At 58.7% G+C, this 15,005-nt stretch carries 11 protein-coding genes and 1 tRNA gene; 1 reads left to right on the top strand and 11 read right to left on the bottom strand.

The window, feature by feature from the left end:
- Positions 1-143 precede the first annotated feature (143 nt).
- Positions 144-437 (top strand): transcriptional regulator, encoded by a 294-nt coding sequence (locus NBH21_RS04905; RefSeq protein ID WP_163904974.1) that lies wholly within the window; start codon positions 144-146, stop codon positions 435-437.
- A 72-nt stretch (positions 438-509) separates the two neighbouring features.
- On the opposite strand, the gene NBH21_RS04900 is transcribed toward NBH21_RS04905, so the two are convergent.
- The 11 genes from NBH21_RS04900 to NBH21_RS04850 all read right to left on the bottom strand — a co-directional run bounded on the left by NBH21_RS04900 (position 510) and on the right by NBH21_RS04850 (position 14,841).
- Positions 510-1,565 (bottom strand): cytochrome-c peroxidase, encoded by a 1,056-nt coding sequence (locus NBH21_RS04900; protein WP_250913284.1) that lies wholly within the window; start codon positions 1,563-1,565, stop codon positions 510-512.
- Positions 1,566-1,746: 181 nt separating this feature from the next.
- On the bottom strand, positions 1,747-5,961 hold the full coding sequence (gene rpoC / locus NBH21_RS04895) for a DNA-directed RNA polymerase subunit beta' (RefSeq protein WP_250913283.1): 4,215 nt from the start codon (positions 5,959-5,961) through the stop codon (positions 1,747-1,749).
- Positions 5,962-6,144: 183 nt separating this feature from the next.
- Positions 6,145-10,281, bottom strand: coding sequence for a DNA-directed RNA polymerase subunit beta (gene rpoB, locus NBH21_RS04890; RefSeq protein WP_250913282.1), 4,137 nt, complete (start codon positions 10,279-10,281; stop codon positions 6,145-6,147).
- 260 nt (positions 10,282-10,541) lie between these two features.
- Positions 10,542-10,922, bottom strand: a complete 381-nt coding sequence (rplL, locus tag NBH21_RS04885) for a 50S ribosomal protein L7/L12 (RefSeq protein ID WP_250913281.1) — start codon at positions 10,920-10,922, stop codon at positions 10,542-10,544.
- A gap of 67 nt (positions 10,923-10,989) precedes the next feature.
- Positions 10,990-11,508 (bottom strand): 50S ribosomal protein L10, encoded by a 519-nt coding sequence (gene rplJ / locus NBH21_RS04880; protein ID WP_250913280.1) that lies wholly within the window; start codon positions 11,506-11,508, stop codon positions 10,990-10,992.
- 344 nt (positions 11,509-11,852) lie between these two features.
- Positions 11,853-12,548 (bottom strand): 50S ribosomal protein L1, encoded by a 696-nt coding sequence (gene rplA / locus NBH21_RS04875; RefSeq protein WP_163904965.1) that lies wholly within the window; start codon positions 12,546-12,548, stop codon positions 11,853-11,855.
- 2 nt (positions 12,549-12,550) lie between these two features.
- Entirely contained in the window at positions 12,551-12,982 is a 432-nt protein-coding gene (gene rplK, locus NBH21_RS04870) for a 50S ribosomal protein L11 (protein ID WP_099057545.1), read from the bottom strand.
- 149 nt (positions 12,983-13,131) lie between these two features.
- Positions 13,132-13,662, bottom strand: coding sequence for a transcription termination/antitermination protein NusG (nusG, locus tag NBH21_RS04865; RefSeq protein WP_099057544.1), 531 nt, complete (start codon positions 13,660-13,662; stop codon positions 13,132-13,134).
- Positions 13,663-13,680: 18 nt separating this feature from the next.
- A complete protein-coding gene (gene secE, locus NBH21_RS04860; protein WP_112831869.1) occupies positions 13,681-13,881 on the bottom strand; it encodes a preprotein translocase subunit SecE in 201 nt (66 codons plus the stop codon).
- Positions 13,882-14,073: 192 nt separating this feature from the next.
- Positions 14,074-14,149: transfer RNA gene (locus NBH21_RS04855), tRNA-Trp, on the bottom strand.
- Positions 14,150-14,349: 200 nt separating this feature from the next.
- Positions 14,350-14,841, bottom strand: coding sequence for a GNAT family N-acetyltransferase (locus tag NBH21_RS04850; RefSeq protein WP_250913279.1), 492 nt, complete (start codon positions 14,839-14,841; stop codon positions 14,350-14,352).
- Positions 14,842-15,005 lie beyond the last annotated feature (164 nt).

The raw sequence follows: 15,005 nt of genomic DNA, 5'->3' as shown, positions 1-15,005 counted from the left end.
CCAAAACGGACCGCATGCAATAAATAGGCTTTAGCATTCGATCAAAACACCATAGATAATGGCCAAAGCCGTATGGCGCGCCCTCTCCTTCCCCCTCTCGATTCGACCGGGAGGAATCAACTAGGCCGGAAAAGACCGACACCATGATCTCCACGCCAGACAACGACAACAATTTCGATGATCCGATGGTATTCATCATCATCGCCAAGGCCTATGAGGTCGAGGGCGGAGAGGGCATCGACCTGCATATCATGCTAACGGCGGCGGATGACGATTCCGCCGTGCGTGCAGCTCTCAATGCGCTGTCGGAAGAAGGTTTTCTCGAAGCAGATCTCGACCAGATCGGCATGGTCACCTCTCCCCCGGATGAGGAACCTCATGCCTCTGCCTACCAGGGCGCCTTGGAGGGAGAAGTCGCGATCATCCGCTTCAACTGAGTTCCTTCCCATAATACGGAAGGGCCGCCGGATTTCCGACGGCCCTTCTCTTTTTTCGGCACTCAGGCCGGATCAGTTCTTGACCACCTCGCCGCTCGGCTTGGGGGTGGTATCTGTCTCAGCCGGCAGCACCGGATAGGTGACCTCCGGCATCTTGCCGGTCAGAGAGTCGAGGAATGCGACGATCAGGGTGACTTCTTCGTCGTTCAACTCCTCACCCAGCTGGGCTGTGCCCATGATGGCAACCGCCTGCTTGAGGTTCCAGACCTTGCCGGAATGGAAGTAAGGGGCCGTCAGGGCGACGTTACGCAATGGCGCAGCGCGGAAGACGTAGGAGTCGTCCGCCGTGTTGGTGACGGCAAAGCGACCCTTGTCATTTGCGGGCAGCACATCGGCACCAGGCTTCTCGATCAGGCCGAAGGGGTAATATCCCTCACCGCCGACATTGATACCGGTATGGCAGGACGAGCAGCCCTTATCCATGAAGAGCGCCAGACCCTGTTTCTGCTCCGTGCTCATGGCGGCGTCATCACCGTTCAGATAGGCGTCAAACGGTGCGGGCGTGATCAGGGTTGCTTCGAACGCCTCAATCGCCTTGGCGAAATTATCGAAGGTGACCGGGTCTTCCTCACTGGGAAAGGCGGCCTTGAACCATTCGACATATTGCGGCATCGACTTCAGCGTCGCCACGACCTGGGTCGGAGTATTCGCCATCTCCACGCCAGCCTGCACCGGTCCCTTGGCCTGAGCCTTCAGATCTTCGGCGCGACCATCCCAGAACTGGGCAATATTGAAGACCGCATTGAGTGCAGTCGGCGCGTTGCGCGGGCCTTTCTGCCAGCCGTGACCGATCGAGGTCTCGAGGTTGTCGTCGCCGCCGGTCGCAAGGTTGTGGCAGGAATTGCACGAGAAAACGCCCGATGCCGAGATGCGGGGATCAAAGAACAGCGCCCTTCCGAGCGCGATCTTCTCAGGCGTGATCGGATTGTTGGCCACCGCGGGGATGGTGGACGGCAAAGGTCTGAAAGCGCCGAGCGCAGTTTCCCTGAGGTCCGCGGGGACGGGATCGGCGGAAAACGCCGAGGTTGCCAGAAGCAATACTGCGACCGAAGTCAGTAGTCTTTTCATAATAGCCTCCGTTCGTTGTGAACGAGACTAATATTAGAATAATTCTAAATCGCAGCTTTGCGCTCGATCAATGCTTAGTGCCGGCGAATATGGGGTGCAACGAAAAAAGGCGCCCGAAAGCTCCGGGCGCCTCTCAATCGTCAAGTGTGCGGTGCGACAAAAGCGCACCGCCCGATTTGGCTTATTCTGCGGCCGGAGCGTTCTCGACCGAAGCGAGATCCTGCAGCATCGGGGTTGCGACATCCGCACCCGTACCCTTCTTGCGCTCCTCGAGGATGAGCTCGTCGCGATTCGTCGCAATGCGACGGATCTGCGTCATGGTACCGCCGGTACCAGCCGGGATGAGGCGGCCGACGATGACGTTTTCCTTGAGGCCCTGCAGCGTGTCGGTCTTGCCGGCGATCGCAGCTTCCGTGAGAACCTTGGTGGTTTCCTGGAAGGATGCGGCCGAGATGAACGACGGGGTCTGCAGCGAGGCCTTGGTGATGCCGAGAAGGACCGGATCGCCGTAAGCCGGCTTCTTGCCTTCCTCGACCAGGCGCTCGTTGACCTCGTCCAGTTCGATCCGGTCGACGTTGTCGCCGACGATATACTGGCTGTCGCCGGAGTCGGTGATCTCGACCTTCTGCAGCATCTGGCGAACGATCACCTCGATGTGCTTGTCGTTGATCACAACGCCCTGCAGTCGGTAGACTTCCTGGATTTCGTTGACCAAGTAGGAAGCGAGTGCTTCCACGCCCTTGATCGCCAGGATGTCGTGCGGAGCCGGGTTACCGTCGAGGATGTAGTCGCCCTTTTCGATGTAGTCGCCATCCTGAAGATGGAAGGGCTTGCCCTTCGGGATCAGGTACTCGACCGGCTCGACACCGTCTTCCGCCGGCTCGATGATGACGCGACGCTTGTTCTTGTAGTCGCGGCCGAGGCGGATCGTACCATCAATCTCAGCGATGATGGCGTGATCCTTCGGACGACGGGCTTCGAACAACTCGGCAACACGCGGCAGACCACCGGTGATGTCCTTGGTCTTGGCGCTTTCCAGCGGCGAACGTGCAAGCACGTCACCCTGGGAGACCTTCTGGCCGGGTTCAACCGACAGAATTGCGTCAACCGACAGCTGGAAGCGGGCTTCGCCACCGCGGGAAAGCTTCAGGACATTGCCGGAAGCATCCTTGATGACGATCGCCGGCTTGAGGTCGGCGCCACGCGGCGTCGAACGCCAGTCGATAACCTGACGCTTCGTGATACCGGTCGACTCGTCGGTCGCTTCCAAAACGGAGAGACCGTCGACAACATCCTCGAAGTGTACGATACCTTCGACTTCCGTCATCATCGGGCGGGTATACGCATCCCACTCCGCAAGACGCTGACCGCGGCGGACCTTGTCGGCATCATCCACGAAGACCTTCGAACCGTAGGCGACACGCTGCGACGAACGCTCGACGCCGCGCTCATCCAGAATGGTGATCGCCATGTTGCGGCCCATGGCAATGAGATTGCCTTCCGAGTTGCGCAGCAGGTTACGGTTCTTGATCGCGATCGTACCTTCGTACGATGCTTCGAGGAACGACTGGTCGACCACGTTGGCGGTGCCGCCAAGGTGGAAGGTACGCATGGTAAGCTGGGTACCCGGCTCACCGATCGACTGCGCGGCGATAACACCGACAGCTTCACCCATGTTGACCGGCGTACCGCGGGCGAGATCTCGACCGTAGCAGACCGAGCAAACGCCCGTCTGTACCGCGCAGGTCAATGCCGAACGGATACGGATGGACTGGATGCCAGCCTTCTCGATTTCGACGACGTCGGCTTCGAGGATCATGCGGCCTGCATCGACGATGCGGGCACCCGTGACCGGATGATCGATATCATCCAGAGCGGTACGACCGAGGACACGTGCGCCGATGGAAGCCACCACCTGACCGGCATCGACGATGGCAGTCATGGTAAGGCCGCTCTCGGTACCGCAATCGACCAGATTGACGATGCAATCCTGTGCGACGTCGACGAGACGGCGGGTCAGGTAACCGGAGTTCGCGGTCTTCAAGGCGGTGTCTGCCAGACCCTTACGGGCACCGTGGGTCGAGTTGAAGTACTCGTTAACGGTCAGGCCTTCCTTGAAGTTCGAGATGATCGGCGTCTCGATGATTTCGCCCGACGGCTTGGCCATGAGGCCGCGCATGCCGCCCAGCTGACGCATCTGGTTCGGAGAACCACGGGCGCCCGAGTGGGACATCATGTAGATCGCGTTCATCGGCTTCTGGCGACCGGTCTCGGCGTCGAATTCGACGGCCTTAATACGGGCCATCATGTCTTCGGCGACCTTTTCGGTAGCCTTGCCCCAGGCATCAACGACCTTGTTGTACTTCTCGCCCTGAGTGATCAGGCCGTCGTTGTACTGCTGTTCGTATTCCTTCACCAGAGCTTCGGTATCGCCGACGATCTTCACCTTGCTGTCCGGAATGACCATGTCGTCCTTGCCGAACGAAATGCCGGCACGGCAAGCATGGGCGAAGCCGAGCTGCATGATGCGGTCGCAGAAAATGACCGTGTCCTTCTGGCCGCAATGGCGGTAGACCGTGTCGATCATCTTGGAGATGTTCTTCTTGGTCATTTCCTGGTTGCAGATGTCGAACGGCACGTTGACGTTCTTCGGCAGCAGTTCGCCGATGATCAGACGACCCGGAGTGGTGTCGAAGATCTTCGAAACCGGGTTGCCTTCGGCGTCCACGGTTTTGAAGCGGCCCTTGATCTTGGCATGCAGCGTGACGACCTTGTTTTCCAGAGCGTGCTGCAGCTCGCCCATGTCGGAGAAGGCCATGCCTTCGCCCGGCTCGTTCTGGTTCAGGATCGACAGGTAGTACAGGCCGAGAACCATGTCCTGCGAAGGAACGATGATCGGGGCGCCGTTTGCCGGATGCAGGATGTTGTTCGTCGACATCATCAGCACGCGGGCTTCAAGCTGGGCTTCGAGCGACAGCGGCACGTGAACGGCCATCTGGTCGCCGTCGAAGTCGGCGTTGAAGGCGGTGCAGACGAGCGGATGCAGCTGGATGGCCTTGCCTTCGACCAGGGTCGGTTCGAAGGCCTGGATGCCCAGGCGGTGCAGCGTCGGTGCGCGGTTCAGGAGAACCGGATGCTCGCGGATGACCTCGTCGAGGATATCCCAGACTTCCGGCTTTTCCTTTTCAACCAGCTTCTTGGCCTGCTTGACGGTCGAGGAGTAACCCTTGGCATCGAGGCGGGCATAGATGAACGGCTTGAACAGTTCGAGCGCCATCTTCTTCGGCAGGCCGCACTGGTGCAGCTTGAGTTCCGGACCGGTCACGATGACCGAACGGCCGGAATAGTCGACGCGCTTGCCGAGAAGGTTCTGGCGGAAGCGTCCCTGCTTGCCCTTGAGCATGTCGGACAGCGACTTCAGCGGACGCTTGTTGGCGCCGGTGATGACGCGGCCGCGACGGCCGTTGTCGAACAGCGCATCGACAGATTCCTGCAGCATGCGCTTTTCGTTGCGGATGATGATGCCCGGTGCGCGCAGTTCGATCAGGCGCTTCAGACGGTTGTTACGGTTGATGACGCGACGATAGAGATCGTTGAGGTCAGAGGTCGCGAAGCGGCCGCCATCGAGCGGAACCAGCGGGCGCAGGTCCGGCGGGATGACCGGGACGACCTTCATGATCATCCATTCCGGGCGGTTACCGGATTCCATGAAGTTCTCGACGATCTTCAGGCGCTTCATCAGCTTCTTCTGCTTGAGATCCGACGTGGTGTCGGCAAGCTCGGAGCGCAGATCGCCAGCGATCTTCTCGAGGTTCATCGAAGCAAGCATTTCATAGATGGCTTCAGCACCGATCATGGCGGTGAACTGGTCTTCGCCGAACTCGTCGACGGCCATCATGTATTCTTCTTCGCTGAGAAGCTGGTTTTCCTTGAGCGAGGTCAGGCCCGGCTCGGTCACGATGTAGTTCTCGAAATAGAGAACGCGCTCGACATCCTTCAGCGTCATGTCGAGCAGTGTCGAGATACGCGAGGGAAGCGACTTCAGGAACCAGATGTGGGCAACGGGGGCTGCGAGCTCGATGTGGCCCATGCGCTCGCGGCGAACGCGCGACAGCGTGACTTCGACGCCGCACTTTTCGCAGATGATGCCCTTGTACTTCATGCGCTTGTACTTGCCGCACAGGCACTCGTAGTCCTTGATAGGTCCGAAGATGCGCGCGCAGAACAGACCGTCACGCTCGGGCTTGAACGTACGGTAGTTGATGGTCTCGGGCTTCTTGATCTCGCCATAGGACCAGGACAGGATCTTCTCCGGGCTCGCGATCGAGATCCGGATGGAATCGAAGTGCTGTGCCGGCACCTGCGGGTTGAAAAGGTTCATGACCTCTTGGTTCATGCCTATCTCCTTAACGGGCGATGTGCCCTTGCTTGGCACTGAAAGCGGCGAATTCCCGGGCCACCGCATCAGGCCTTAGAATGACAATAACCGCAAAATGCGGCGAAACTCCCTGCCCTTCCGAACGTTCCGAAGGGCGGGATACGTGCGCTGCCTCGCGACAGCGCACGCCTTGTCAAAACATCATTCCGCCGCGTCGGGCAGGCTGGCCTCGGCTGCAGCATCGATCTTGGAGTTCTCAAGCTCGACGCTAAGACCCAGCGACCGCATTTCCTTGACGAGAACGTTGAAGCTCTCCGGAATGCCGGCCTCGAAGGTGTCGTCGCCACGGACGATCGCTTCGTAGACCTTGGTACGACCGGCCACGTCGTCCGACTTCACCGTCAGCATTTCCTGCAGGGTGTAGGCGGCGCCGTAGGCTTCCAGAGCCCAGACTTCCATTTCCCCGAAGCGCTGACCGCCGAACTGCGCCTTGCCGCCCAACGGCTGCTGGGTAACGAGCGAGTAAGGACCGATCGAACGGGCGTGGATCTTGTCGTCAACCAGGTGGTTGAGCTTGATCATGTACATGTAGCCTACGGTCACCTTGCGGTCGAAGGGCTCACCGGTCCGGCCATCGTACAGAACCGACTGACCGGACGAATGCAGGCCGGCGCGCGTCAGCATGGCTGCAACGTCGGGCTCATGCGCACCGTCGAAGACCGGCGTCGCAATGGAGACACCCCTGCGGGACTGTTCCGCCAGCTTGACGAGCGAATCATCGTCGAAGTTGGAGACTTCATCCTTAGCCTGAGACGCGTAGACTTCCGTCAACTCGGTCTTCAGGTCGGTAATGTCCATCGTCTTGCGATACTCGTCGAGCAGCTCGCCGATCTTCTTGCCCATGCCTGCACAAGCCCAGGCAAGATGGGTCTCGAGGATCTGGCCAACGTTCATTCGCGAAGGAACGCCGAGCGGGTTCAAGCAGATATCGACATGCGTACCGTCTTCAAGGAACGGCATGTCTTCGACGGGCACGATACGCGAGACAACGCCCTTGTTACCGTGACGGCCGGCCATCTTGTCGCCCGGCTGGATCTTGCGCTTCACAGCAACGAAGACCTTGACCATCTTCATGACGCCCGGAGGCATTTCGTCGCCGCGCTGGACCTTTTCGACCTTGTCCATGAAACGCTGTTCAAGGCGCGACTTGGATTCGTCGTACTGGCCACGCAGGGCTTCGATCTCGCCCTGGACCTTCTCGTCCTCCACGGCGAACATCCACCACTGCGAACGCGGGTATTCGGAAACGACCGCATTCGAGAGCTCGACGCCCTTCTTGAAGCCCTTCGGACCTGCAACCGAAACCTGACCACGCAGCATGTCGAGCAGGCGACCGTAGACGTTACGGTCGAGGATCGCCTGTTCGTCGTCGCGGTCCTTCGCGAGGCGTTCGATTTCCTCGCGCTCGATTGCCATCGCACGTTCGTCCTTCTCAACGCCGTGGCGGTTGAAGACGCGAACTTCGACGATGGTGCCGAACGTGCCCGGAGGCATGCGCATGGAGGTATCGCGAACGTCGGAAGCCTTTTCACCGAAGATGGCGCGCAGAAGCTTCTCTTCCGGCGTCATCGGGCTTTCGCCCTTCGGCGTGATCTTGCCGACGAGAATGTCGCCCGGAGCGACTTCCGCACCAATGTAGACGATACCGGCTTCGTCGAGGTTCTTCAGCGCTTCTTCCGAAACGTTCGGAATGTCGCGCGTGATTTCTTCCGGACCAAGCTTGGTGTCACGCGCCATCACTTCGAATTCCTCGATGTGGATGGAGGTGAACACGTCGTCGGCTACGATACGCTCGGACATCAGGATCGAGTCTTCGTAGTTGTAACCGTTCCACGGCATGAACGCGACGAGCGCGTTGCGGCCGAGAGCCAGGTCACCGAGATCGGTCGACGGACCGTCAGCGATGATGTCACCCTTGTTCAGAACGTCACCAACAGAAACCAGCGGGCGCTGGTTGACGCAGGTGTTCTGGTTCGAACGCTGGAACTTCATCAGGCGGTAGATATCGACGCCGGACTTCGACGGATCGAGGTCTTCGGTGGCGCGGATAACGATACGGGTCGCGTCAACCTGGTCGACAACGCCGCCACGACGGGCAGCAATAGCTGCGCCGGAGTCACGGGCAACGACCGGCTCCATGCCGGTACCGACGAACGGAGCTTCCGCACGCAGGAGCGGAACGGCCTGACGCTGCATGTTCGAGCCCATGAGAGCGCGGTTGGCGTCATCGTTTTCGAGGAACGGGATCAGAGCCGCTGCGACGGAGACAAGCTGCTTCGGCGAAACGTCCATCAGGTTGATGGTGTCGCGCGGAGACAGCATGACTTCGCCGGCGTGACGGCAAACCACGAACTCTTCAACGAACGCGCCTTCGGCAGTCAGCTCGGAATTGGCCTGGGCCACGTAATACTTGGCCTCTTCCATGGCGGAGAGGTAGATCACGTCCTTGGTGACAACGCCGTCGACGATCTTGCGGTACGGGCTCTCAATGAAGCCGTACTTGTTGACGCGGGCGAAGGTGGCAAGCGAGTTGATCAGACCGATGTTCGGGCCTTCCGGCGTTTCGATCGGGCAAATACGGCCGTAGTGGGTCGGATGAACGTCGCGGACTTCGAAGCCTGCGCGCTCGCGGGTCAGACCACCCGGGCCAAGAGCCGAAAGACGGCGCTTGTGGGTGATTTCCGAAAGCGGGTTCACCTGGTCCATGAACTGCGACAGCTGCGAGGAGCCGAAGAATTCTCGGACGGCAGCTGCTGCCGGCTTTGCGTTGATCAGGTCCTGCGGCATGACGGTGTCGATTTCGATCGACGACATGCGTTCCTTGATCGCACGCTCCATGCGCAGCAGGCCGAGGCGGTACTGGTTTTCCATCAGTTCGCCGACAGAACGAACACGGCGGTTGCCGAGGTTGTCGATGTCGTCGATTTCACCCTTGCCGTCGCGCAGTTCGACCAGCATCTTGACCACGGCCAGGATGTCGTCCTTGCGCAGAACGCGAACGGTATCTTCCACCTGCAGGTCGAGGCGCATGTTCATCTTGACGCGACCGACGGCCGAAAGGTCGTAGCGCTCGGCGTCGAAGAACAGCGAGTTGAACATGGCTTCCGCGGAATCCATGGTCGGCGGCTCACCCGGACGCATGACGCGGTAGATGTCGAACAGCGCGTCCTGACGGTTTTCGTTCTTGTCAGCCGACAACGTGTTGCGGATATAGGCGCCGACGTTGATGTGGTCGATGCCCAGAACCGGGATCTCGTCGAAACCGGCACCCAGAAGGTGCGCGAGGCTCTTCTCGTCGATCTCGTCGCCGGCTTCCATGTAGATCTCACCGGTCGACACGTTGACCATGTCTTCAGCGAGATAGTTGCCATAGAGATCCTCGTCGGAAGCCTTGAGAGCCTTCAGGCCCTTGTCGGTCAACTGGCGAAGCAGGCGCGGAGTCAGTTTCTTGCCGCCTTCGACAACGACTTCGCCGGTATCGGCGTCGATCATGTCGGAAATGGTCTTGGCGCCCTTCAGCGTTTCCGGCTGGAAAGGAATGCGCCAACCCTTGCCGTCACGGGCGTAGGTCGACTTGGTGTAGAAGGTCGAGAGAATTTCCTCGCCGTCCATGCCCAGCGCCATCAGCAGCGACGTCACCGGAATCTTGCGGCGACGGTCGATACGGGCGTGAACGATGTCCTTGGCGTCGAACTCGATGTCAAGCCAGGAACCGCGGTACGGGATGACGCGGGCGGCAAAAAGCAGCTTGCCCGAGGAGTGGCTCTTGCCCTTGTCGTGGTCGAAGAACACGCCCGGAGAGCGGTGCATCTGGGACACGATAACGCGTTCGGTACCGTTGACGATGAAGGTACCGTTGTTGGTCATCAGCGGCATGTCGCCCATGTAGACCGACTGTTCCTTGATGTCCTTGATCGACCGGGCACCGGTATCCTCGTCGATATCGAACACGATGAGGCGCAGCGTCACCTTGAGCGGCGCTGCGTAGGTCAGGTCGCGCTGACGGCATTCGTCCACGTCAAACTTCGGCGGCTCGAATTCGTATGAAACGAATTCCAACATGGATGCGCCGGAGAAGTCGGTGATCGGGAATACGGACTTGAAAACAGCTTGAAGTCCCTCGTCGGGACGGCCGCCTTGCGGCTCGTCGACCATGAGGAACTGGTCATAAGAGGCCTTCTGAACCTCGATGAGGTTCGGCATTTCCGCGACTTCTGGGATTTTTCCAAAAAACTTGCGTACGCGCCTGCGACCGTTAAACGATAGGGTCTGAGCCATCGTCGCTCCTTGTCAATTTTGCATCCGGGCCTGCAACAGACGGACACCGCTGGCCAGTCGGCTCCGTCAATCAATGGATCGTTCAATCTCGTCTCGCTTTCCAGAACCTGCGGCCGGATTGCCGGAAGCCCTGGTGGAGACCATCCTCTTGAAGAACCCATTACCCAAAAGCCGTTTTACCGGCTTTTGGGTAATAGTTTCAAAGGAACAAGCAGTCGGGAGAGAGCGATACCACCCTCTCCCAACGACCATTTCCGATATTACTTAACGTCGACCTTGGCGCCGGCGTCCTCAAGCTTCTTCTTGAGGTCAGCAGCTTCAGCCTTCGAAACGGCTTCCTTGACAGCCTTCGGAGCGCCTTCGACGAGGTCCTTGGCTTCCTTGAGGCCGAGACCGGTGATAGCGCGAACTTCCTTGATCACGTTGATCTTGTTAGCGCCGGCGTCCGTCAGGATGACGTCGAATTCGGTCTTTTCTTCTTCAGCAGCAGCAGCAGCGCCTGCACCGCCAGCAACAGCGGCAACAGCCACCGGAGCAGCAGCGGAAACGCCCCACTTCTCTTCGAGCAGCTTGGAAAGCTCAGCAGCTTCCAGAACGGTCAGCGAGGAGAGGTCTTCAACGATCTTTGCGAGATCAGCCATTTTATTAGTTCCTTATAAGTGTTCGGTTCGATTCGAACTGGTTTGATATGAACAGCGAAAAACCGCCTTACGCGGCTTCGTCCTTCTTGGCATAGGCCGAGAACACGCGAGCAAGCTGGCTTGCCGGCGCTGCAACAACGCCTGCGATGCGGGTAGCCGGAGTCTGGATCATGCCCAGCAGCTTCGCACGCAGTTCATCCAGCGAAGGCAGGGTCGCAAGCGACTTGACTGCATCGGCGGTGAGCGTAGTTGTTCCCATGGCACCACCGAGGACAACGAGCTTGTCGTTGGTCTTGGCGAATTCCATGACGACCTTCGGAGCCGTAATAGGATCATTGCTGAATGCGATCAGCGTCTGACCCTTGAAGAGATTGGTCATCCCTTCCGACTCCGTGCCCTGAAGAGCGATCTTGGCCAGGCGGTTCTTCGCGACTTTGACGGTGCCGCCAGCAGCGCGCATCTTCGAACGAAAATCGTTCATCTGCGCAACCGTGACACCAGCATAGTGGGCCACAACAACCGAACCGGAAGCCTTGAAGACTTCGTTCAGTTCTGTGACGAATTCGCGTTTTTCCGCTCTTTCCACTGTCTGTCTCCAGTAGACGGGACCGCAATCCTGCAGGCCCCATCGGGTTTGCCTTTTGCCTCAAGGGATCCAAACTCGTCAGATCCCAAGCGACGCTTGAGGATCCTGTCCCCTCGCACTGTCACCCGAAGGCTCCAGGCACAAGGCACACTAGGCTCGAACCGACACTTCAGCGGTGCATGGCACCTTAGAAAAATCTCGGGTCTTACCCGTCTCATGCCGGCATATATTAAGGCCGAAGCCGCCAGCAATCTCGGACAGGAAATCCGGGTTTCCCCGGATACTCCCGGCCCCGAAGGACCGGGAATTCTTTAAAACCGGGATCCCTGGGGATCCCGGAGAAATCAGGCCGTAACGGTCGACGGGTCGATCTTGACGCCCGGGCCCATGGTCGACGAGATAGCTACGCGCTTGACATAGTTACCCTTGGCGCCAGCCGGCTTTGCCTTGACGACGGCGTCAGCGAAGGCCTTGATGTTTTCTTCGAGCGCCTTGGCGTCGAAGGAAGCCTTGCCGATACCGGCGTGAATGATACCGGCCTTTTCGACGCGGAACTCAACGGCACCGCCCTTGGAAGCCTTGACAGCTCCGGCGACATCCATGGTTACCGTACCGACCTTCGGGTTCGGCATCATGCCACGCGGGCCGAGAACCTTACCGAGACGACCGACGAGCGGCATCATGTCCGGGGTCGCGATGCAGCGATCGAAATCGATCTTGCCGCCCTGGACGATTTCGACCAGTTCTTCCGCACCAACGATGTCTGCACCAGCAGCCTTGGCTTCATCAGCCTTGGCGCCGCGAGCGAAGACGGCAACGCGAACATCGCGGCCCGTACCGTTCGGCAGATTGACAACGCCGCGAACCATCTGGTCGGCGTGACGCGGGTCAACACCGAGGTTCATTGCGATTTCGATGGTTTCATCGAACTTGGCGACGGCACGTTCCTTGACCATGACGATGGCGTCGGTCAGAGCAACAAGCTTAGTCGGATCAACGCCTTCGCGGATCTTCTGAATGCGCTTTGCGAGCTTAGCCATGATCAACCTACCACTTCCAGGCCCATGGAGCGGGCGGAACCCTCAACCATTGCCATTGCGCCTTCGACGTCAGCAGCGTTCAGGTCCTTCATCTTGCCTTCGGCGATCGCACGGACCTGAGCCTTGGTGATGGTACCGACCTTCGCACCCTTGCCCGGAGTCTTGGAACCGGAGGTGATCTTTGCTTCCTTCTTCAGCCAGTAGGTAACCGGCGGCTGCTTCATCGCGAAGGTGAAGGACTTGTCCTGGTAATAGGTGATGACGACCGGAATCGGCATACCCTTTTCCATTTCCTGCGTGGCGGCATTGAACGCCTTGCAGAATTCCATGATGTTAATGCCACGCTGACCAAGTGCCGGGCCGATCGGCGGGGACGGGTTAGCCGATCCTGCCTTGACCTGGAGCTTGAGCTGGCCTGCAACTTTCTTAGCCATATCTCTCTGCCTTTCATTGCGAACCGGTTGCCCGGCTCAATATGCCGAAACAAGTCCGGCGGCTGCGGTTGCGTGGTACGTCTGGAAAGCCCGGCTTACTAGGCCACCATCCTCCCACGCGGATCAGGGAGTCACCTCCCCTTGTCCGATCAGACCTTTTCGACCTGACCGTATTCCAGCTCGACAGGGGTCGCACGGCCGAAGATCGAAACCTCGACCTTGAGACGCGACCGCTCCTCGTCGACATCCTGAACAATGCCGTTGAACGAGGCGAACGGACCATCGGAAACACGGACCTGTTCGCCGATCTCGAAGGAGACGGACGACTTCGGCCGCTCGACACCTTCCTGAACCTGACCAAGAATACGGTCAGCTTCATAATCCGGAATCGGAACCGGCTTATTGTCGGAACCGAGGAAGCCCGTAACCTTCGGAGTATTCTTGATCAGATGATAGGCCTCATCCGTCAGGTTCGCCCGCACCAGCACATAGCCGGGAAAGAACTTGCGCTCGCTATCGACCTTGCGACCGCGACGGACCTCAACAACCTTCTCGGTCGGAACGAGGATCTTCTCAAAGAGATGCTCAAGACCCTTCTGCCGAGCCTTGTTCTCGATGTCTTCCGCGACCTTTTTCTCAAAATTCGAATACGCGTGGACGATATACCAACGTGCCGCCATGTCCGTGTCCGCCCTTAATTAGTTGCCGAGGCTCAGAACGAGTCTGAGCAGCCAACCGATCAGCTGGTCGGCGGCAAAGAAAAACAGCGAGGCAAAGACAACCATGGCCAGAACCATAGCGGTCGAAATCATGGTCTCGCGACGCGACGGCCACGTGACCTTGGACGTCTCGGAGCGGACCTGCTGCAGAAACGCGAATGGATTTGCCTTGGATGCCATTTAATGCCCACGCATTTACGGCGCGTAAAGCCGAACTAATCAGCCCCACGCACCGCGTGTCTGTTTAAACCCTACATAAAGATCGATTCCCGATTTAACAAGAGGGAATCCGACCTTCAGCGACATTTCGGCCAGCGCCCATCCGCAGACTTATAGCCTATCGTCGCTGAAATACTAGCGCCGAACCGGACATGGCAGGGGCAGAGGGGCTCGAACCCCCGACCTGCGGTTTTGGAGACCGCCGCTCTACCAACTGAGCTATACCCCTAGGCCGTTCCCGACAAGCTTCGATTCTGAACCGCCGCTTTCGAGCTTGGCGCTCTTTAAGGTGCCCCGACGAGAATGGCAAGCAGGTTTTTGTTTTTTCCCAATCACCTGCAACGAATTTTCGTCGCGCGCCGTTTCCGGAGGTCAGCCGATCCACCTTCTTCGGCCACGTAAAAGGCAGAGACCTGGCGAAACATCTTATTACGCCAGCGCAATCCGGTAGAATTTGGTATCCACAGCCATGCGCGGAAAGCGCTCCGGCAGGGCATTTTCACCTATCTCCAAAAACCCGTTCTTCTCGTAGAATCGGTGTGCTGCCAGGAATTTCGCGGTCGTCCCCAGATAGACTTCCCCAAAACCCCTACCCTTCGCCTCGGCGAGCAGTCCTTGGAGCAGCGCAGTCGCCACGCCGAATTCCCGGCCACGCCATGCTTCGGCAACAAACATCTTCCGAAGCGCCGCCTGCCCCTCGCCTATGTCCTTGAGGCCAATGGTCCCAACGATCACACCATCGATCTTCGCGACCCAGAAGTCGCCGCTTCCGACCTGATAGAAGCCGGGAATATCGCTCAGGTCCGGCTGATCGGCTGCTGAGATCGGAATTTCAAACTCTTCGCGCTGAATCGGCAGAATGACATCGATCACACCCTGCACATCCCCTTCGGTAAACCGGCAGATCACCACCTCGCTCATAACATCCCCGTCCTTTTCCATGTACCTACAAACGAAAAACCCCGCTGTTTCCAGCGGGGTTCTCTGCAATCCCGTTAGGGAGAACAATCACTCGATGATGGATGCAACGATGCCTGCGCCGACATTCAAATCGCGCTTGCGCGCCATTTGAACACTTCTAGTGT

Origin of the sequence: Ciceribacter sichuanensis (genome assembly GCF_024055605.1) — a bacterium.
GTDB classification, from domain to species: Bacteria; Pseudomonadota; Alphaproteobacteria; order Rhizobiales; family Rhizobiaceae; genus Allorhizobium; species Allorhizobium sichuanense.
The sequence above is the reverse complement of the archived record's forward strand: the minus strand, read 5'-3'. Positions and strand labels throughout refer to the sequence as shown.

Bases quoted from the DNA above. Each gene is read 5' to 3' on its own strand.
- rplK (WP_099057545.1), bottom strand. From the start codon at position 12,982: ATGGCTAAGAAAGTTGCAGGCCAGCTCAAGCTCCAGGTCAAGGCAGGA.
- NBH21_RS04900 (WP_250913284.1), bottom strand. From the start codon at position 1,565: ATGAAAAGACTACTGACTTCGGTCGCAGTATTGCTTCTGGCAACCTCG.
- NBH21_RS04850 (WP_250913279.1), bottom strand. From the start codon at position 14,841: ATGAGCGAGGTGGTGATCTGCCGGTTTACCGAAGGGGATGTGCAGGGT.
- secE (WP_112831869.1), bottom strand. From the start codon at position 13,881: ATGGCATCCAAGGCAAATCCATTCGCGTTTCTGCAGCAGGTCCGCTCC.
- nusG (WP_099057544.1), bottom strand. From the start codon at position 13,662: ATGGCGGCACGTTGGTATATCGTCCACGCGTATTCGAATTTTGAGAAA.
- rpoC (WP_250913283.1), bottom strand. From the start codon at position 5,961: ATGAACCAAGAGGTCATGAACCTTTTCAACCCGCAGGTGCCGGCACAG.
- NBH21_RS04905 (WP_163904974.1), top strand. From the start codon at position 144: ATGATCTCCACGCCAGACAACGACAACAATTTCGATGATCCGATGGTA.
- rplL (WP_250913281.1), bottom strand. From the start codon at position 10,922: ATGGCTGATCTCGCAAAGATCGTTGAAGACCTCTCCTCGCTGACCGTT.
- rplA (WP_163904965.1), bottom strand. From the start codon at position 12,548: ATGGCTAAGCTCGCAAAGCGCATTCAGAAGATCCGCGAAGGCGTTGAT.
- rpoB (WP_250913282.1), bottom strand. From the start codon at position 10,281: ATGGCTCAGACCCTATCGTTTAACGGTCGCAGGCGCGTACGCAAGTTT.